At 53.0% G+C, this 18,786-nt stretch carries 19 protein-coding genes and 4 pseudogenes; 15 read left to right on the forward strand and 8 right to left on the reverse strand.

The features are described 5' to 3' along the window. Genes LU633_RS25665 through LU633_RS00205 form a run of 10 tightly spaced genes read left to right on the forward strand, consistent with a single transcriptional unit; the run spans position 1 to position 8,266 of the window. Positions 1-132 carry a hypothetical protein gene (locus LU633_RS25665; protein ID WP_016191777.1) on the forward strand — a complete coding sequence of 44 codons (132 nt, stop codon included), beginning with the start codon at positions 1-3 and terminating at the stop codon, positions 130-132. Continuing rightward, on the forward strand, positions 133-1,941 hold the full coding sequence (locus tag LU633_RS00165) for a hypothetical protein (protein ID WP_016191778.1): 1,809 nt from the start codon (positions 133-135) through the stop codon (positions 1,939-1,941). Continuing rightward, entirely contained in the window at positions 1,941-3,257 is a 1,317-nt protein-coding gene (locus LU633_RS00170) for a DNA circularization protein (protein ID WP_016191779.1), read from the forward strand. The genes LU633_RS00165 and LU633_RS00170 overlap by 1 nt, the downstream gene beginning before the upstream one ends. After that, positions 3,241-4,338 carry a phage baseplate assembly protein gene (locus LU633_RS00175; protein ID WP_016191780.1) on the forward strand — a complete coding sequence of 366 codons (1,098 nt, stop codon included), beginning with the start codon at positions 3,241-3,243 and terminating at the stop codon, positions 4,336-4,338. The genes LU633_RS00170 and LU633_RS00175 overlap by 17 nt, the downstream gene beginning before the upstream one ends. Beyond that, on the forward strand, positions 4,335-4,883 hold the full coding sequence (locus tag LU633_RS00180; RefSeq protein WP_016191781.1) for a phage baseplate assembly protein V: 549 nt from the start codon (positions 4,335-4,337) through the stop codon (positions 4,881-4,883). Before LU633_RS00175 ends, LU633_RS00180 begins: the two co-directional genes overlap by 4 nt. Then, positions 4,880-5,320: a phage GP46 family protein gene (locus tag LU633_RS00185; RefSeq protein WP_016191782.1), complete on the forward strand. Its 441-nt coding sequence runs from the start codon at positions 4,880-4,882 to the stop codon at positions 5,318-5,320. Before LU633_RS00180 ends, LU633_RS00185 begins: the two co-directional genes overlap by 4 nt. Continuing rightward, positions 5,321-6,400 carry a baseplate J/gp47 family protein gene (locus tag LU633_RS00190; protein WP_016191783.1) on the forward strand — a complete coding sequence of 360 codons (1,080 nt, stop codon included), beginning with the start codon at positions 5,321-5,323 and terminating at the stop codon, positions 6,398-6,400. Beyond that, on the forward strand, positions 6,391-6,975 hold the full coding sequence (locus LU633_RS00195; RefSeq protein WP_016191784.1) for a YmfQ family protein: 585 nt from the start codon (positions 6,391-6,393) through the stop codon (positions 6,973-6,975). The genes LU633_RS00190 and LU633_RS00195 overlap by 10 nt, the downstream gene beginning before the upstream one ends. A gap of 38 nt (positions 6,976-7,013) precedes the next feature. Next, positions 7,014-7,670, forward strand: coding sequence for a phage tail protein (locus LU633_RS00200; protein ID WP_407647036.1), 657 nt, complete (start codon positions 7,014-7,016; stop codon positions 7,668-7,670). Further along, positions 7,670-8,266, forward strand: coding sequence for a tail fiber assembly protein (locus tag LU633_RS00205; protein ID WP_016191786.1), 597 nt, complete (start codon positions 7,670-7,672; stop codon positions 8,264-8,266). The genes LU633_RS00200 and LU633_RS00205 overlap by 1 nt, the downstream gene beginning before the upstream one ends. 204 nt (positions 8,267-8,470) lie before the next feature. Here the strand turns inward: LU633_RS00205 and LU633_RS00210 are convergent, their stop codons facing one another. The 3 genes and pseudogenes from LU633_RS00210 to fdhE all read right to left on the reverse strand — a co-directional run bounded on the left by LU633_RS00210 (position 8,471) and on the right by fdhE (position 10,677). After that, positions 8,471-9,034, reverse strand: a complete 564-nt coding sequence (locus tag LU633_RS00210) for a DNA-3-methyladenine glycosylase I (RefSeq protein ID WP_016193058.1) — start codon at positions 9,032-9,034, stop codon at positions 8,471-8,473. Positions 9,035-9,118: 84 nt separating this feature from the next. Continuing rightward, positions 9,119-9,698 (reverse strand): annotated as a pseudogene (locus LU633_RS00215) (glutathione S-transferase). A gap of 58 nt (positions 9,699-9,756) precedes the next feature. Beyond that, the gene (fdhE, locus tag LU633_RS00220; RefSeq protein ID WP_016193055.1) at positions 9,757-10,677 is read right to left on the reverse strand and encodes a formate dehydrogenase accessory protein FdhE; all 921 of its coding nucleotides are present in this window, start codon (positions 10,675-10,677) and stop codon (positions 9,757-9,759) included. Between the two features lie 341 nt (positions 10,678-11,018). On the opposite strand from fdhE, the gene fdhD reads away from it, so the two are divergent. Then, complete coding sequence (fdhD, locus tag LU633_RS00225; RefSeq protein WP_040465912.1) at positions 11,019-11,768, forward strand: formate dehydrogenase accessory sulfurtransferase FdhD; 750 nt, start codon at positions 11,019-11,021, stop codon at positions 11,766-11,768. Positions 11,769-11,776: 8 nt separating this feature from the next. Here fdhD and LU633_RS00230 read toward each other — a convergent pair whose 3' ends face one another. Further along, positions 11,777-12,553, reverse strand: coding sequence for a DeoR/GlpR family DNA-binding transcription regulator (locus tag LU633_RS00230; RefSeq protein WP_016193053.1), 777 nt, complete (start codon positions 12,551-12,553; stop codon positions 11,777-11,779). Between the two features lie 171 nt (positions 12,554-12,724). Here LU633_RS00230 and LU633_RS00235 point away from each other — a divergent pair. Continuing rightward, positions 12,725-13,961, forward strand: a pseudogene (locus LU633_RS00235) (aspartate aminotransferase family protein). Positions 13,962-14,007: 46 nt separating this feature from the next. Here LU633_RS00235 and LU633_RS00240 read toward each other — a convergent pair. Then, on the reverse strand, positions 14,008-14,442 hold the full coding sequence (locus tag LU633_RS00240; protein WP_016193052.1) for a hypothetical protein: 435 nt from the start codon (positions 14,440-14,442) through the stop codon (positions 14,008-14,010). A gap of 161 nt (positions 14,443-14,603) precedes the next feature. Here LU633_RS00240 and LU633_RS00245 point away from each other — a divergent pair, with 161 nt between their 5' ends. Beyond that, complete coding sequence (locus tag LU633_RS00245; protein WP_016193051.1) at positions 14,604-15,605, forward strand: acyltransferase family protein; 1,002 nt, start codon at positions 14,604-14,606, stop codon at positions 15,603-15,605. 27 nt (positions 15,606-15,632) lie between these two features. Here LU633_RS00245 and LU633_RS00250 read toward each other — a convergent pair. Next, positions 15,633-15,755, reverse strand: a pseudogene (locus tag LU633_RS00250) (IS5/IS1182 family transposase); the annotation flags it as partial. A gap of 135 nt (positions 15,756-15,890) precedes the next feature. Between LU633_RS00250 and sodA the strand changes: the two are divergent. Next, positions 15,891-16,508 (forward strand): superoxide dismutase [Mn], encoded by a 618-nt coding sequence (gene sodA, locus LU633_RS00255; protein WP_016193050.1) that lies wholly within the window; start codon positions 15,891-15,893, stop codon positions 16,506-16,508. 262 nt (positions 16,509-16,770) lie between these two features. Next, positions 16,771-17,763: pseudogene (locus tag LU633_RS00260) on the forward strand (ATP-binding cassette domain-containing protein); the annotation flags it as partial. Here the strand turns inward: LU633_RS00260 and LU633_RS00265 are convergent. Then, positions 17,762-18,124, reverse strand: coding sequence for a YibL family ribosome-associated protein (locus LU633_RS00265; RefSeq protein WP_016193047.1), 363 nt, complete (start codon positions 18,122-18,124; stop codon positions 17,762-17,764). The pseudogene LU633_RS00260 and the gene LU633_RS00265 overlap by 2 nt on opposite strands. Positions 18,125-18,195: 71 nt before the next feature. Further along, positions 18,196-18,720 (reverse strand): MltR family transcriptional regulator, encoded by a 525-nt coding sequence (locus tag LU633_RS00270; protein WP_016193046.1) that lies wholly within the window; start codon positions 18,718-18,720, stop codon positions 18,196-18,198. Positions 18,721-18,786 lie beyond the last annotated feature (66 nt).

Raw genomic sequence — 18,786 nt, forward strand, 5'->3', positions numbered from 1 at the left:
TTGCGGTGCGTCAGGGACATCGAACGCACTGCACTCCATATCGGTATTATTTTGAAAGGTGGCCCGGTCTGGGCGCTGGGGCTGCCTCTGTCAAAACTTATTCTTTATCAGCACTGGACGAAGAAGAAATAAATGGCCACTGAGAATCGCGCGAAATTCATTATTGATCTGGTGGGTAACGTTTCTCAGCGTGCCCGTAACTTTGGCAGCAGCATCCGCCAGTTAGGCAGGGACGGCAGTCTGTCAATGCGGTTGCTTTCCCGTTCAGTCAGCGGCGCTAACGGCATTCTGGACAAGTTTGATAACAGGCTGGTCGGATTTGCCACAGGCGGTGGTCTGGTGATGGCGGGTAAACGGGTTGGTGAGCAGAGCCAGTTGCTTACCGAACTTGGCACGCGCTATAACCTGACGGCTGACCAGGTTAATGCATTTAATCAGGCGGTGTGGCAGAACGCGGGTAACCGCAAGACAAACTATACCGACCTGATTAATGCCACCGGGAAATTTCTGGAGCGGACGAACGATCTTGATGGCGCTGTCACGCAGATGGATAACATCGCTCTGGCCATGAAAGGCATCGGATTAAGTGCTGAGGATGCCGGTGATCTGGTCAGCGCATTCTGGCTGAGTGGCACCAGGGATGCCAGGGCAATGACGCGGGCGTTAGATGGGTTATCATCCGTCTCGCTGACCGGCACCGGCAATTTATCTGAACAGGTTAAATCGGTGCCCGGCATGATCAAAAGCACCTCATGGAAAACGCCTGAGGATATCGCGCAGATTGTGGGTATGCAGAGGCTGGCCAATGAACAGTTTACCGATCCATCTCAGGCTGCCAGCGCGGTAAACGATTTTTTTGAATCAGTTAAAAATAAAGACAATCAAAAAATACTGAGGCGTAATCACGTCGAGGTTTATAAGGACAGAAAAAGAGGGATTTATAAGTCAGCACCGGAACTGGCTCTGGAAATAGGTAAAGCAGCAAAACAGAAAGAACATAATTTCAGGGATATATTTAACGGCAATGCCCTGCAAATGATGATGGGATTTACCAGTAAAGATAAGCAGCAACAACTTAAAAGCTTAATCAATCCGGCTAATGTTAAAGATGGCTTTACCGACGAGAAAGCCACCAGGAATATCCAGACGTTAAATAGCGCATTAACATCACTGGCCAATGCCGGTGATAAATTCGCCCAGCTTAAACTGGCAAAGCCAGTGCAAGACCTGGCTGACGCCATTAATGACCTGTCCGCTGAAGAACTCGATAAATACACCGGTATTCTGGAAAAGGCCACCTGGGCCATCGGTGCAGCCGTTGCTGCCCGCTATACCTGGCGAGCCGGTAAATGGGGTAAAGACCTCCTTATGGGACCCGGTAAAAAGGGGGCAGGCAGGGGTGAACTGGGGGGCGACGGTTCGGTCGTTCCTGTCTATGTCACCAACTGGCAGGATGGCGGCAACGGTAATGGCGCGGGACCTGGAAGTGATACCCCCTTTAATAAAGTCGGGCCGCGTGCTTCCGCCATGAATAGCACCATCCAAATCATGGGGCTTTTGCCTACAGAGGATGAGTTAAAACAGCGGCTCGAACAGTTGCGGAAGGAGCAATATCCTGATGGACGCCAGCCGAAATATGCCTGGCTTCCTGCCCCTATTGATAACTGGTTACAGGACAGGGATAAACGGCTGAGTGAGCGTGGCCCGGCAATTTCCCCTTATTTGCGTGGGGGGACGATGGGCGAACAGTGGGAGCAGGCACAAGCCACCGCACCCACTGAGGCCCGTGATTTCCGTAAGGCAATACAGCCGCCGGATGGCAAAATTACCATAGAAGTTTCTTCAGCTAACCCTGACCTGAAGGTAAAAGCCACCGAGGTCAAATCACGTAATATCGGGCTGCGGGTTAACACCGGTTACACATGGGGCGGGGGCATATAATGGATATTAACGCACTGTTTAACGATACCTCATGGCGTGGCCGTCTGGCTGATGGTAAAGGCTCTTTTCGGGGTGTGCCGTTCCGGATGATTGAAGACACGACGCTGACCGGAGGACGCCGGATTGTGCGCCATGAATACCCCCTGCGTGATGAGGGGCTGACCGAAGATATGGGCCGCGCCCTGCGTCAGTATGCTTTTACCGCTGTTGTTGTGGGGGATGACTACTTTGACCAGCGTGATGCGCTGATTAACGCGCTTGAGGCCAGGGATGTGGGGGAACTTGTTCACCCGAACTGGGGCACTTTAAACGTCCGGATTGAAACCTATACGGTACGTGAATCCTGTGGGGCACAGGGCAACGCCATTTTTTCCATTACCTTCTCGCCAGCAGAGGATGACACGGCACCGACTGAGGCTGAAGATACCCTGCTCAACAGTGACAGTCTTGCCGTCAGCCTGCTAAACGATGTTCAGTCGGGCTGGGCCACGGTTACCCAAACAATGGCTGATGCTACGGCGGCGATAAATGAAGTGGAAAAAACGCTTAATACCATTACCAACGGGATCCGCGGACTGACCTCCAGTTCTGGCGGTGCCTCATTACTGGCGGCAGCACTGGCATTAAAAGGCTCTGTCAAAAATCTTATCAATACCCCCGGGCAGCTTTTTTCGGAAATGTTCGCTCTTATCAGCGGTGTGGTACAAACCGGCACCTCTGCGGTATCGGTTCGGGCGTTGCAGAAAACACGGGGCGGCATACAGACTCAGTTCACGTCGAATGATCCGACGGTTGCCCGCATCCAGACGGTGATGAATACCACCGTTACCACATTTACAGCGGCTGAACTGGCTAAAGTAACCCTGACGGCCGCGAAAGAAAGCATCATGTCATCTTCCCGTTCAGTGGTATTAACCGGCAGCAATGACAGTCTGTCATTAACTTCACCTGCAAAGACGCAGGCCTGTACCTCAGCTATAGAAACGCTGGAAGACTGCAACGCCGCGATGACTGAACTGGGGGACATCCTGCTGGACGCACTGACAGATACCGGCGATATGGGCTGGTTTCAGACATCCATTCAGGTGCGAATTTTCCGACTGACCTTTATTCAGTACATGAAATCTGTCGCGCAAAACCTGCCTGCTGCCAGAACGATACAGCTCACCGGAACAGAACCCGCGTTAGTCGCGCTGTACCGTCACACCGGTGACGTCCACCATCTTGACCGCTTTATCCGCCGTAACGGTATCCGTCACCCGGCCTTTGTCACCGGTAGCACAGACGTGGAGATCATCAATGACACATCGTATTGAACTGTATCTGGGTAACCGGATTTACAGCGGCTGGAAAGAACTGAGCGTTACTCGCAGCCTTGAGGAAATCGCCGGACAGTTCACGCTGGGCGTCACGGTTACAGGCGGTGATTCACCACTGGTATCAGAAGCCGGTATGGCCTGTAAGCTGGAGATCAATGGTCAGCGTGTGATTACCGGCTATGTGGATACGATGGATACCGATGTCGACAGCAAAAACCGCACCATTACGTTGACCGGACGCGATAAGACCGGTGATCTGGTGGATTGTACGGCAATTCATGTCCGGGGCCAGTGGCGTGACGTCACGCTGGCCACGATTGCCAGAGACGTCTGTCAGCCCTTTGGTGTTGAGGTCATCTGGCAGATTGAACTGCCTGCTGCTGCCGCAAAATTCCGGGTCTGGCAGATTGAACCCGGGGAGACCGTCTTTGATATGCTGTCACGGGCAGCACGCCATCGCGGTGTGCTGATCACCAGCAACGCACAGGGCGACCTTGTCTTTACGACAGCCAGTAAAAACCGTGCGGGCACACTGATTTTAGGGCCTGACGGCAGTGATAAAGATGCGTCAGGCACCCGAATGTTATCGGTTAAAACCCACCAGTCATGGGCCGAGCGCTTCAGCCTGTTTCGCGTCAAAGGTGGTTGCAGTGGCGGCGGGCTATGGGGAGAGACCCAAACGGCCAGCCAGGCAACGTCAGTGTATGTTGATGTGGCAGACCCTGATATCACCCGCTATCGCCCGACCATTATTATTGCTGATGACAACTTCACCAAAGCTAAAGGTAATGCGCGGGGAAGCTGGGAGCAGAAGCGCTCAATGGCCCATGCCACCACCGCCATTGCAACGGTACAGGACTGGTTTAATCCGCAGGGTAAGCTCTGGTCACCCAACCAGCTTGTAACCGTCAGGGCCAGGGCGGCGGGATTTCCTGAACGGGATTTACTAATCACAACCGTCACCTTTAATTTGACGCAGGAGGGAGGCACGGTCACCGAACTGGAACTGATGCCCCGTGAAGGTTTCGAGGAACCGGCGCAGCCAGACGCGAAATTTTATGATGGTGTATGGCGATGATCAGACAGATAAATAAAATCACCGCCGGTTTACAACGTCGTCTGCGCCTGTTGATTTCCCGTGGTGTGGTCAATATGGCCAATGACAGTCTCAGGACGCAGAACCTACAGGTCACCATGCTGGCCGATGAGACAGCAGATGATGTCGAGCGCTTCCAGAACTACGGCCACAGCAGCGTGCCCCCGGTGGGCAGTGAAGCCATCGTTTTATCGGTGGGCGGTATCCGGCAGCATCTGGTGGCCATCGCCGTTGATGACAAAAACTCACGACTGGGCAACCTTGAACCTGGTGACAGCGCCGTCTATCACCTTGAGGGACACCGTATCGTGCTTACCAAAGATGGAGTTATTAAGATTGCCTGCAAGCGCCTTGAGGTCGTGGCGGAGGATGAAATCCTGTTTGACTCACCCCAAACCCGCTTTACCGGTGATGTTGATATCGTTGGCATCAGTCAGGCCAGTGACCATCTGTCTGGCGGGATTAGCGGCGCGAACCACATCCACCCTGAACATGATGGCTACAGCTCCGGAGGGCCGAAGGCATGACAGATATCGCACTAATCTGGCAAACCAACGGCGCTGATATAGCCGTGGGCAATGCGGATATTCTGCTGGATGATTCACTGAGTACCGCCGTCATTATTTCATTATTTACTGACCGGCGGGCGCTGGATTCTGATGAATTACCCGCCGGGCCGGATACAGATAAACGCGGTTGGTGGGGAGACGCCTTTCAGTCCCGTCAGATGGGAAGCCGACTGTGGTTGCTTTCCCGTGAAAAACAGATGGCATCCGTGCTGATACGGGCCAGAACCTACGCCTGCGAGGCGCTGGCCTGGCTGGTTGATGACGGTCATATCAGGCATGTTGATGTGACGGCATCGGCTCCCCGCACGGGATTTCTGTTGCTTACGGTAATGCTGACGCTCCCGGACGGCAGCACCGTCCCGCTGGCGTTTAACACCACTTTAAACGGTATTTAAATGGCTTATACCCCTCCTGCATTATCACTACTGCTGGCCCGTGGCCAGGCAGACATTGAAAGCCGGTTACCCGGTACGTACGCCCGCCCCCGCTTCAGCGTTGCAGGAGCTGTTGCATTTGCCAATGCCGGTAACGCCGCAGCGCTGCATGACCATTTAGCCTGGACATCGCGCCAGATAGTTCCGCATCTGGCGGATGAAGATAAGCTGCTGGAACACTGTGAATTCTGGGGGGTATGGCGTAAACCTGCCGCCAGTGCCAGTGGGGAACTGTTGGTAACGGTGAACGGTGACACCGTAATCCCTGAGGGCACCCGCTGGCAGCGGCCTGATGGCACGATGTTTGAGTCAGTTGCTGAAATCAGAGCCAGAGCCGGGCGTGTCGCTGTTTACGTTGTGGCCATTGAGACGGGTAAAAACAGCAATACCGCCGAAAATGTAACGGTGGAACTCATCTCACCCGTTGATTTTGTCCAGAGCAGTGCCGTTGTCAGCCAGACCACAATCAGTGGCGGTGCTGAACTGGAAAGTATTGATTCACTGTGCGTACGATTACTGTTTCGCGTGCAGTATCCGCCATCTGGTGGTAATCAGTTCGATTATGTCCGATGGGCGCTGGAATGCGCTGGTGTTACCCGTGCCTGGTGTATTCCACGCTATCGGGGCTATGGCACGGTGGGAGTGATGTTTGTACTGGATGAGGAAGTTGATATATTCCCGACGCCAAACGATCTTGCCCGCGTCAAAGAGTATCTGACCGCACATATCAACCCGGTAACAAATCAGGTTGAAGGTAAGACCGTTGGGGCTGAACTGATTGTTGAAAGCCCGAACCCCTTACCCCTTAACCCCGTTATCCGGCTGGTGCCTGATACTCAGGACGTCAGAACGGCAGTCAGTGACAACCTTAAAGCCTGGCTTGCCACCCTTCCTCGTGGTGGCACAATGCTGTTGTCCCAGCTGCGGGCCACCATATCCAGTGCCCCCGGGGAGACGGATAACACCGTTATTTCTCCTGTTTCTGACCAGTATGCGGCCGAAAATGAGCTGTTTGTCCTGGGTGATATCGTATGGCGATGACCGCGCAGGACTATCAACAGTCAGGTCTGAAACTGCTGCCGAATGGTAAAGCCTGGACAAAAAAACCGGACAGCCAGCTGGCACGACTGATGCTGGCCACTGGCGAAGAATTTGCCCGGGTTGACAGCATCAACGACGCATTGCTGAATGAGATGCATCCTGACCGGGCATTTCTGTTGCTGGACAGCTGGGAAGATTTTGCCGGGCTACCCGATTGCAGCATCGACAGGGACGCGCCGATTGAGAACCGCCGTAGCGCTCTGAAGACCAGGCTGACGATGGCCGGGAGCCTGTGTATCCCGTTTTACGAGCAGCTGGCTGCTTCCCGTGGTTACAGCATAAGGCTGGTTGAGCGTTATCCGCACCATTGCCTGCGGAGCTGCATTTACCCCATTCATCCGGAAACTAACTGGTTTCGCGTCTTTGTATATGTGGCATCGACGGTCACACATTACTCAACGGTGCTGGATAACTGCACGCAGCGTTTACGGGTTGCCGATGCGGCTGACCTTGAGTGCCTGCTTGAACGCTATACCCCTGCTGAAACTGAATTTATCTTTATTTATGAGGACTGATTATGTACGGACTGGATAACAACAGCGGTGTCAGCGTGATGCCTGCTATTGCGCCCACATCCAGCGCAACACCGTTATGGTTTACTGAAGGAGGGGCAAATCAGTCGCCCAGCTATCCCGGACAGGACTGGTTTAACCAGGTTCAGGCAGAGCTTCTGAATGTACTGACAGAAGCCGGTATCGCCCCCGACAAAGCGGATAACACTCAACTTTCCAGAGCGATCTCACAAATTATTGCCGCCAGCGCTAACGTTATCCCTGTCGGTATACCCCTGCCGTGGCCGACAGCGACAGCGACAGCCCCCGCAGGCTGGCTTAAATGCAACGGTGCGGCGTTTGATAAAGCCAAATATCCCGCACTGGCGGTGGCGTACCCCTCAGGCAGTTTGCCCGATCTGCGAGGTGAGTTTATCCGTGGCACGGACGATGGTCGGGGCATGGATGCTGGCAGGTCTGTTCTTTCCGCACAGAATGATGCAATGGGTGTGAGCTATGCCTCTAACGGGTTGACGGTAAAAAACATTCTTGTACTGACTAATCGTACAGGTTCGGGAGCCGATGCCATTGATGGCCTGGCAGCCGGGGACGCATTCACTGACGGTGGGCAAACTTCCTCCGCTCGTCTGTCTGTTCGATCAGCAAATGAAACCCGCCCGCGAAACATTGCGTTTAACTACATTGTGAGGGCCGCATAATGGCAACGGCAAAACTGAACAGCGAACTGATTTCCATTGAGGCGGGAGATATTACCGTATTTAACTACGCTGGCGGGACCCGTGAATATCTTTCAACGTCTGTTGAGTATCTTGCCCCGGGGGTGGGTGTTCCTGCTAACTCATGTACTGACGCACCGGGCAAAAGTAAAGATGGCTTTACCATCTGTCGGACTGTGGATTTTACTGCATGGGAATACGTAGCAGATCATCGTGGGGAAACCGTTTACAACATTAAAACAGGCGAAGAGGTCGCTGTTACTGTGCCGGGCGATTACCCGGAAGGCACCACCACGCTGGCACCAGCCACACCATACGACAGGTGGAACGGTAGCGAATGGATAACAGATTATGAAACACAGCATATTGCGGACGTGAAAGCAGCAGAGCAGCAGAAAGCGGTGTTACTGGCTGAAGCGCAGGCCACAATTAGCTTGTGGCAGACGGAACTCCAGTTAGGCATTATCAGCGACGAAGACAAGGCAAGTCTGGTTGTGTGGCTGAGGTACATTAAAGCAGTGCAGGCAGTGGATACATCGAAAGCGCCGGATATCATCTGGCCAGTCCGGCCAGTTTAAATTTCAATCAAAACAAATCGCGTATAATGAGAAAAAAACCACTGTTACCGATTTATCAATTTAAGTGGCGCAATTTCTCATTTTACGCGACGCGCTACAATGCCTGACTTCGTATTAAACAGAGTTTGTCATAACGGCGGATGAAAAAGGCCATCATAAAGCACCGTGCTAATGTCGCCCAGTGCGATAGCGCGTAATCGGCGGTTATGAGTGATGATCAGGATGGCAAAAGCAGGTTGTGCTGTGATCGTTAATCAGGCCGCAGGCCTGCATAAACGAGTAGCATGTTGTGGTACCCACAAATTTGAATCCGCGTTTTTTTAGCGCTTTTGATAGCGCGTCGGAAGCCGGGCTGAAAGTGGGGGCTGTACGGTGGTCAGCATGGCGCTGCACCTGTGGCTGGTGGTCAACAAACTGCCAGACAAAGTGGGCAAAGGTCTCCCCGGAGGCTCCCATTTTCAGCAATGCCTGCGCGTTACAGATAATTGCGCTGATTTTTCCCCGATGACGGATAATGCCGCTGTCCTGCATCAGCCGATCCACATCGGCGTCATCCATTGTTGCCACCTTATGTGGATCAAACTGATGAAATACCCGACGATAATTCTGCCGTTTTTTCAACACGGTGAGCCAGGATAACCCGGCCATCTGTCCTTCCAGGCAGATCATCTCAAACAGTTTAGCGCTGTCTTTCTCAACAACGCCCCATTCGTCGTCGTGATAGGCAAGATAGAGCGGGTCCTGCGTGACCCAACCACAACGTTGCACAGAAAAACTCCTTTTATCAGACCGGATTAAGGGCGGGGAACCGGGCCAGCGCCCGTAAAAATGTCATGGCCGTGGTGACCGGGCTTATGCTGACTCAGGCGTGGTCTGAACAAAGCTCGCACGCTTGAGCATTTTCTCCACCAGCGTGGGGCGGCCATCCTGCCAGTCTGGGATAATGATCTGGCGAAAACACATATAGTTAATGACACAGGCGGTGGCGATATCGGCCAGGTTAATATCCTGACAGTTAAGGTGTAACCCTGCGCGGGCTTCCTGTTCGAGTGCATCAAGTCCACGTTGAATTTTATCGCGCTGCCGTTGCTGCTGGGTTTCTGACTGTGTCTCAGCCGGACGCATTTGCTCGCGCAGCAGCACGGCCGCGTCACCGACGCCGTCTGCCAGCGCCGCTTGTTTCTCTTGCGGAAGCAGCGTCGGCCCGGGATGAAGCTGCTCAGGATAAGCGGCAATAATATGCGAGTCGTACCAAATCTCCTCTGGACCGATCATCAGAACCGGGACTTTTCCCAGCGGATTATAGTGGGGAACAGGGCTTTCATCTGTCCAGGGTTACTTGCTGACAAACTCATAAGTAATGCCCTTTTCCTGCAGGATTCACCGCAATTTTACGGACAAAAGGGCTGATAATACTGCCGATAAGTTTCAAAATGTCATCCTCCAGTTTGGCGGGCGTAAAGCGGGCGCGTTCTCACTATACAATCAAATTATTTTCCCGGAAAAAGAAAAGGATTCAAACCGCTGCGTGTAAAACCTTCCTGCTCCATACGGACATCCAGGATCAACGAGGCAAGGTCGTCTGCTATCGGCTCTACCGCCGGATTTTTCTCCTGGAGAAGAATTTTCATATAGGTGCCACAGTCGCCACAGCTTTCTGCTTTGATCGCCTCCATCTCGTTTCCCAGTGACCAGCGATGCAGCTCTCCACCTTGATCACAGTAACTGCATCCGGCATGCGCAACATGCCATTCACTTTCACATAAATTGCAGTGCAGATAACGCACGCCTTCTTTTTGGGTGGTCATATGCTGAACAGCAGAAACGGCGACGCTGGCGCACACCGGGCAGAACCGGTGTTCCGTACCGAAAGCCACATCGATTTTACCGGGTAACAGCGTTGCCATTTGCGCCCACCAGAGCGACAGCGCTGCCCAAACAAACGGCGATTTATCGCTGCTGATTTCCCCAAAGTTACCGGCAAGCAGGGAGGAGGCTATCGCTTCCAGCTCCTGCGCCGATACTTTCTCCAGATTTTCCAGCACGGCCAGCGCCTGCCCGGTCATTTCCGGTTTCAGTTCTGCAATCAGCGAGTGGAGGAGACGCTGCCAGTGCATATCGCGCGCCAGGGAATGCATATCTAAGGGGGGCCTGCCCTGAGCGGCATTTTTCTTCCGGTGAATATCGGTGTGCAACGGATAGTCGTACAACACAATTTCCTGAGCCGTTGCTATCACCGCAACAAATCGCAGATAGTCGCCCAGCGGATTTTTCTCCGCCAGCTGGCGCAGACGGGCTGCGCGGCGTGAATAAAGATTTTTCAGCCGGGGAAAGAGCAGTGGTGGAACACGTTCTGCGACGTTCTGGCCGCCATTTTCCAGCGGTGCCTGCGGGGTAAGGTGCTTGTTCATCGAAGAGTGTTTCCTGTCATTTCAGTTGCCGTGGATGAAGGAATGTTGAAACCGCGTCGGGCAATTGCAGAAATAATCATATAAAACTCGGGGGGTGTTGCCGATGCAGGTCCCACAGAGCGGAAATTATAGCGCACGTGCCGTGCTGACTTCCTTGTTCTGCGCCATTTTAAGATTTTTTGCGGTGGGCCGTGTGTCGGTTCAGAATTACAGCGAAGGGCAAACTGGCCGGAAAAGCGTCTGCTCCGGCTTAATACGGGTGCCGGGACACGGACAATAAAATGGGCAATCACATTGAAAGCAAATGATTAAGCCAGCTTGACGTCTGGCATCGCGACAGTCTGTCTTGCGCGACGAAGGATTACCTGGCCGATGAAGTGCCGGTTGCGCTGATTTATAACGGCATTTCCCATGTGGTGATGATGGCGACGCCGAAAGATTTGGAGGTGTTTGCCGTTGGTTTTTCCTTGTCTGAAGGCATCATCGCCACGCCTGATGATATTTACGGTATTGATATTTACCCGTCGCATGCGGGTATCGAAGTGCAGGTGGAACTTTCCAGCCGACGTTTTATGGCGCTGAAGGCACAGCGGCGGGCGCTGGCAGGGCGAACCGGCTGCGGCGTGTGTGGCGTGGAGCAGCTGCAGGAAATTGGCAAACCGATTGCGCCTTTGCCGTTCAGCCAGACCTTTGCGCTTGCCCAATTGGATAGAGCGCTGACTCAGCTAAAGTATGTGCAGCCTGTAGGGCAGCTCACCGGTTGCACCCATGCGGCAGCCTGGTTGATGCCAGACGGTACCCTCGCGGGGGGGTATGAAGACGTGGGCCGTCATGTCGCGCTGGATAAACTGCTGGGAAAACGCAGCCAGCAGCGTGCATGGCAGCATGGCGTCGTGTTGGTATCCAGCCGTGCCAGCTATGAAATGGTCCAGAAATCGGCCCTGTGCGGAGTTGAAATCCTGTTTGCCGTCTCTGCCGCCACCAGCCTGGCGGTGCAGGTGGCGCAACGCAGTAATCTGACGCTGGTTGGCTTCAGCAAACCGGGACGAGCGACGGTTTATACCCATCCTCAACGCCTGCGGGAAAAATAAGCTGTCGTTTAGCTGGCAACGATCACCGACAGCACTTTCTGCAGCGCGTGAACGGCTGCCAGCGTCGTGGCACCGCTATCGGTCACCAGGGTGGTGACGTCACTGATATCGGCGTAATTGAGCCTGCTGGTCAGCCCCAACTTACTGTGATCGGCCAGCAAAATAAGCTGGCTGGCCTGCCGGGTCATGGCACGGGCAAATGGTGCCTCATGCGGCTGAAAGCTGCTGGCACCGTTTTTACTGTCGATACCGACTGGCGACATCATCGCAACATCGGCGCGGTAGCGGTAAATTTCACCTACCGTCAGCTCACCCCGCGTTTCTTTTGCTCCCGCCAGCATCGCGCCACCCAGCAGAATAATCGTGTTATTCAGCGTTTCGTATTCTTCGGCAGCGCCCAGTGTTAATGCGGCATTCAGGCTGTTGGTGATAATGGTCAGCCCTGTCATGGTGCGCAGTTCTTCCGCCAGCATAGTGGTGGTGCCTGCATCAAGAAACAGCGTTTGACCCGGCCTCAGCTGCCGCGCGGCGGCGCGGGCAATTGCTCGTTTTTCCCTGGCACGTACTTCGGTGCGCACGGTCAGTGGGGGAGGGGCTGGTTCTGCGTCAATAGCGATCAGCCCGCCATGCACGCGTCTGGCAACGCCCTGAGCCTCCAGTTCAATAATGTCTCTTCGCGCGGTTTCATGAGAGATTCCCAGCTCTCTGATAATCCGTTCGGTACTGACCTGATTGAGCATGGTCAGCAGCGCACGAATTCGGTGGAGGTGTGTTTCCTGAAGCATATCTTTTCCTTAGTCAGACTGGATAACGATAGTCTGTCTGACATTGCAGGGAATTGTATGTGTACTTTATTGTATTTGTGTACTTAATTGCATTTTATCAGGGTTTGCCATGATGGAGGCAGACCACCGGACCTGCTGCTCACAATGACGCAAACCGTAACGGGAGTGATTATGGCGACACGTTCGACCATCATGGACACCAACAGTTTTCGCGCGGAGCATGCTGCGGGTCTGGATACTGATATTCGCAGCATGACCGACAAGCGCAGCAAGGTGCCGGGCGAATCTTACCGTCTGTTCTATCGCAGTCGGTACACCTGGTGCGGGGTAAAGGACAGTCTCTGTGGGACGCAGCCAGTGATAAGTATCTTGATGTTTACAACAATGTAGCCAGTATCGGCCACTGTAATCCGGCGGTTATTGATGCGGTATATCAGCAGATGAATACTCACCCCCGCTATCTGCACCAGCGTATCCTGGATTATTCAGAGGCATTGCTGGCTACCATGCTGTCAGAAATTGACCGGTCAATGTATATGTGTACCGGTTCGGAAGCCAGTGGCCTGGCAATTCGCGTCTCGCCTGTGCTGGGCAGCGGGCAGCTGTTGGTTGCTGCACCCGGCTGGTATCGCCGCCTGATTACTATCGCGTTGATGCGTCGGATCTGGGTGACTGGTTTGCAGGCGAAATCCAGAAACAAATCGATGATATGGTGGCACACGGCATCAAATTTGCCGGTTTTCTGGCGGACTCTATTTTCTCTTCGGACGGTGTGCTGCCGGGACCAAAAGGCTTCCTGAAAAAAGCGGTCGATGTGATGCATAAAAACGGCGGGATATTCATTGCCGATGAAGTTCAACCGGGTTTTGCGCGTACCGGCGAGGCCTTCCGGGGGAGTGCCCGTCACGGCGAGGTACCTAACACTGTCACCACCGGAAAACCAATGGGTAATAGCATTCCGGTTTCCGCGCTGCTGGCAAAAAGCAATGTTCTGGCGGCCTTCAGCGGTGATATTCCCTATTTCAATACCTTTGGCGGCAATCCGGCTGTGCAGGCGGTGCTGACGGTGATCAAAGAAGAAGGGCTTCAGGAACACAGCCGGGTGGTGGGTGAAAAACTGTTGGCTGAACTGTTAACGCTAAAAGAGAAGTACGACTGCGTCGGTGACATGCACGGAGCGGGGTTGTTTATCGGTTTTGAGCTGGTCACGGACAAATCGAGTAAAACGCCGGACAAGCAGCTGGCGCTGGATATTACCGAGAAACTGTGTGATAACCATGTGCTCACCTCGGTCGCGGGTTCTTACGGCAATGTACTGAAGCTACGGCCACCGCTGGCTTTCCAGGAAAGCGACATCGACAGGTTGGTGGGTGCGCTGGACAAGTCGCTGGTGGCATCAGGAAAATAAACGACGTTATTATCGCAAACAGAGCTGAAATGCTTTCGACTCTGCTTCAGCCGCTCAACAGGCTTATCACACCTGCAATCAGCACCAGTAGCAGGACCACACTCAGCACCATTGCCGCAAACTGGAGCTCGACGGTTGCGATACCGAGTAATACTGCCGCCGTCGCGACACGGCGATTTTCCTTGTGTACCATCCCACCCAACACACCCAGAATGACAGCGCCCGCCGCAAGTGCGGCAATCGCGGCGGACAGCATACGGTCTTTATCCCACAGGCTGTCCGGCGGTGTGGCCATCACCTCTTTTTTTCCCCGCAATGCGGCAAGGGTTGCCTGTTTGATAGCAACAGCGTTTGTTGCAATTATTTCCTCCAGTGGCGGCTGTGCTGAAAAAGGGCCAGCCATAAAATGTATTAATGCCAGCATCAGGGCGATCGATCCCATTCCTGTGCCGGTCCAGCAGCACCAGTTTTTCTTCATCATTCACAGTTCCATCTTCAAATTAGGATTAGGGCTGATAGGATTTACGCTTTCTACGATGCTACCGTGAAGGTTATTTACATTAATCGACACTTATTTGAGGTATCGCCGTGCGCGCAAGAATTCAGCATCTGGATGGGATGAGGTGACTGGCAATCCTGTTGGTGATTGGTTTTCATGCCTGCGCAAGATGGCCGGAAAAATTGCATTTTGTTGCCTCGACGAAAGATTTCCCGCTGTTTGCTTATGGCTATTTAGGCGTGCCGCTGTTTTTTATGATTTCTGGCTTCGTGATTTTCATGACGCTTGATAAGTCAGAAAGCTACCGATCTTTTTTACAGAAAAGATGGCTCAGATTATTTCCCGCTATGCTGATTGCCAGCGTGCTGATTTATCTGACGGCGGGTTTATTTCCTGAACGCCCGGCAGGCATCCCGACCCTGATAAATTTGATCCCAGGATTACTTTTCATCAACCCTGAAACGCTCTCGATGGCCAGCGGCATAAACTTCGCTTCTCTCGAGGGATCGTTCTGGTCGCTGTATGTTGAAGTTGTCTTTTATCTGCTTATTGGTTTTGTTTACTATTTTGTCGGCAGAAAATATTGTCTGCCTGCCTTAATTTTACCCATGCTGGCGGTGTCTGCCGCATCCGCAATGAAAATGCTTGGACACCCGCTGCTGGCGGATGTTATCTCGAAATTCGGTTTTATCCATTATTCATGGTTTATGATTGGCTGCCTGGTATACGAAAGGATGCACCAGCGGGACAAGCTCTACCATTATGGTTTAACCCTGCTGGCGATACTGATTAACCTCAGTTTTTACATTAAAACCCGCGGGCTGGACGTGCTGTTTCCTCTGGCGCTCGCCTTTCTTCTGTTTGTTTTCAGCTTTTACTCCACGCGGCTGGAGAAAGTGCTGTCTGTCTCCTTTCTGAGATCCATTGGCTACGCCAGTTATACGCTTTATCTAATCCATGAGAATCTGTTGATCGCCACCCTGATCAAGCTCAATCATTATATTAACAACGATTACATCATGTTGTTGATGACGATTCCTGTTGTGGCGCTGCTTTATTTTGTTGCATGGCAACTCACCTGTTACGTCGAACCAGCCGTCAGGCGCGTTTTCAAAAGAGAACACCGCCAGCCGCAAACTGACTGACGGAGAGCCTGCAATAAGAGCCTGTCTCAATATGACTTTATTCTGGACAATAAGACCACAGGAAAAATGCAATATGGCCCCGTAATTCTCAGACTTCTTTTCCCGTCGGGTCAGGATCCGGCGAAACCGGTTCATCCATCTATGGCTTTGCGCGTGGATACCGACTAAACCCTAAGAAAGCCAAGGCATTGATTAATCTTTCCGGGAACATTTATTTAACTATAATAATCCGACTACTTACGTGGGGCGATATCGTCCTTGCCAACCATTATGGAGATGATGAACATGAGTTATTCACTGCCATCCCTGCCTTACGCTTACGACGCACTGGAACCACATTTCGACAAGCAGACGATGGAAATCCATCACACCAAACACCACCAGACCTACGTCAACAACGCCAATGCAGCACTGGAAGGAACCGAGTTTGCCAGCCTGCCGGTTGAAGAGCTGATCGCCAAACTGGACAAGGTTCCTGCCGACAAAAAAACCGTGCTGCGTAACAACGCGGGCGGGCACGCGAACCACAGTTTTTTCTGGAAAGGCCTGAAAACCGGCACCACCCTGGGCGGTGACCTGAAAGCCGCCATTGAAAAAGACTTTGGTAGCGTTGACGCGTTCAAAGCTGAATTTGAAAAAGCGGCGGCAACCCGTTTTGGTTCAGGCTGGGCGTGGCTGGTCAAGAAAGGCGACAAACTGGCCGTGGTTTCAACTGCCAACCAGGACAGCCCGTTGATGGGTGAAGCGATCTCCGGCGTATCCGGTACGCCAATCGTTGGTCTGGATGTGTGGGAACACGCTTACTATCTGAAATACCAGAACAAGCGTCCTGACTACATCAAGGCATTCTGGGAAGTCGTTAACTGGGACGAAGCTGCTGCGCGCTTTGCTTCCGCTAAATAATTACTGTTCCCGGCAACCGGCGAGATCTGCTTCGCCGGTTTTTTTATCCCCCAATTACCGCGACAAATTCTATTCATCTCATTTTTTCCCTTTCATTATGCTGACTGAAGGCAACTGTCTGGCGTTAATTGCTTAAATTTCTGGCCGTCCAGATGGTTAATAATATTTTATATTAGCTTATGCCCTTTCGTTTGTTGCCCACTGTGACAATTCCATAAAAGATAAGTGACACAGTTGTTTATTAAGTAATAGAAACAGGCTTATGGTTGCGCTCAATCAGCTCGAAATGTGTCATATCTCCATCGCTTTTGGCGGATTTTCAGCGCTTACAGGGGTGGGTTTCAGCCTGTCTGGTCACTCTCCATGCGCTGGCTGGTGTAAATGGCGCAGGTAAATCAATGCTGATGGTGGTGCTTTCCGGTGCGTATGACCACGACAGCGGAGAGATCCTGCTGGATGGTGAGTCGGTGTCAATTCGCTCCCCGCGTGATGCCAAATGGCTGGGTATACATCTGGTGCAACAGGAAGTGGATGCCGTGTTGGTTCCTGGCCTCAGCGTAGCCGGGAATATTATGCTGGACCGCCTGGTCGATGTCGGGCAGCTATTCATCGCCAGGCCAGGCCGCTACTGGGACAGCTGGATGTCTCACTGGATGCGCGCCAGCGTATCGATCGGTGTAGCCTGGCGGAAAAACAGCATATCCTGCTGGCAGGAGCGCTTTCTCATCATTGCCGTTTTCTTATCCTTGATGAACCCGCTGCTCCGCTGGACCAGCAAGAAAACGAGCGGCTGTTTACCGTGGTTCGTCGTCTGCAAAATAACAGCATTGGCGTGGTTTTTATTTCCCACCGTATTCACGAACTCCGCGCGATTTGCGACCAGCTAACGGTGCTGCGTGATGATCGATTGATTGAAACCGGCCCGATGGCGGCACTGAGCAGTGAGCAGATTGTAGAAAAGATGCTGAGACACCAGCTGGAAAATATCTATGCCTCACGTCGCCGGCCGTTTAGCGATGAAACGCTGCTCAAGGTGGAAGGGCTGCACGATGATTCGTTGTTGCACAATATTTCACTGACCCTGCGCAAAGGCGAAATCCCTGGCATCGCGTTGCTGGTGGGTGCGGGCAAAACCGGGCTGTGTAAGGCACTGTTCGGTGCCAGTCGCAGCCGCATCAACGGCGGCGAGCTGCATGGGCAGCCCTGGCGGCCCGCATCGCCTTCAGCAGCGGTAGAAAATCGCATGGCACCCGTTAAAACGCGCTTCTGGCGTAGCCGGTCATCTCTTTCAGGCCCATTTCGCGGCCCAGCGCGGTCATCGGGTGAACCACCACTAGGCCTCGCACGCTTTTTTTCAGCACGCCCATATTGGCCTGCTCTTTTTTAGTAATGGCACGGCTGAACGGCATCTGTTTCAGCTTTTGCGCTTCTTTACTCAATTTATCTTCGCGGACGCCACGCAGACGTTCCAGCTCGTTAACCAGCTTTTCTTTTTCCTTCAGCAGCTCACCCAGCTTTTCAGCATCGCCGGATTCCAGCAGCATGGGCTCCTTGCGTGTCAGAGCGTCCAGCTTGTCGCTAAGGTTTCTGATTTCTGCCTGAATCTGTTCTTTCATTGTTGTTACCGTAAGGAAGTTAATTGTCGCAAGGATACACGAAAGCAGCATGGTCCGGGAAAGTCGATCAGCTACTTTTTGAAAGCCTGTTTAAGGCTGATGCGAGAGATGAGTTCTGTCAGGGACAGGACCAGAGTGGAACGAACCACTTGCTGGTAGCGTTGCTGAAGCATGGGGCCTAACCCGGCATCGTCGCCGGATAAGTCCGGGCAGGCAGGCAGGGTGGCCACGCAGTGCAGTTCCGTAAAGGGGCCAAGCATCTCATCGTCGGTAAAGCGATAGTCGGCACTCTCGTCCTTCAACGCTTCGCACAGTGTCATCAGCAGCTCGGCATCCTCATATTCATTGCGGGTTATCACCCCAAGGCCGTAGATCAGCTTCAACCGCACCGACAGCTCACCCAGCGGGCCATCGCCCATGAGCAACGGTTCCACGGCATACTTTACCGCGTAATCATCTTTGCGAAAGACCTGAATGACCAGCAGGTTAACCGCCTCGCTCAACAGCTCCATCGCGGCGATCATAAAGCTTCTGACCGTCCGCCCGGCATTCAGGCGTTCAAGCACCCGATTTTCAAAAGCCTGTGGTTGTTCCATGAGCGCCTGCACATTGTACTCAAATCCAGCGGTTCCACCGCGCTGATACAGAGGGGTGAACCGAGT

Origin of the sequence: Erwinia tracheiphila (genome assembly GCF_021365465.1) — a bacterium.
Classification (GTDB): Bacteria; Pseudomonadota; Gammaproteobacteria; order Enterobacterales; family Enterobacteriaceae; genus Erwinia; species Erwinia tracheiphila.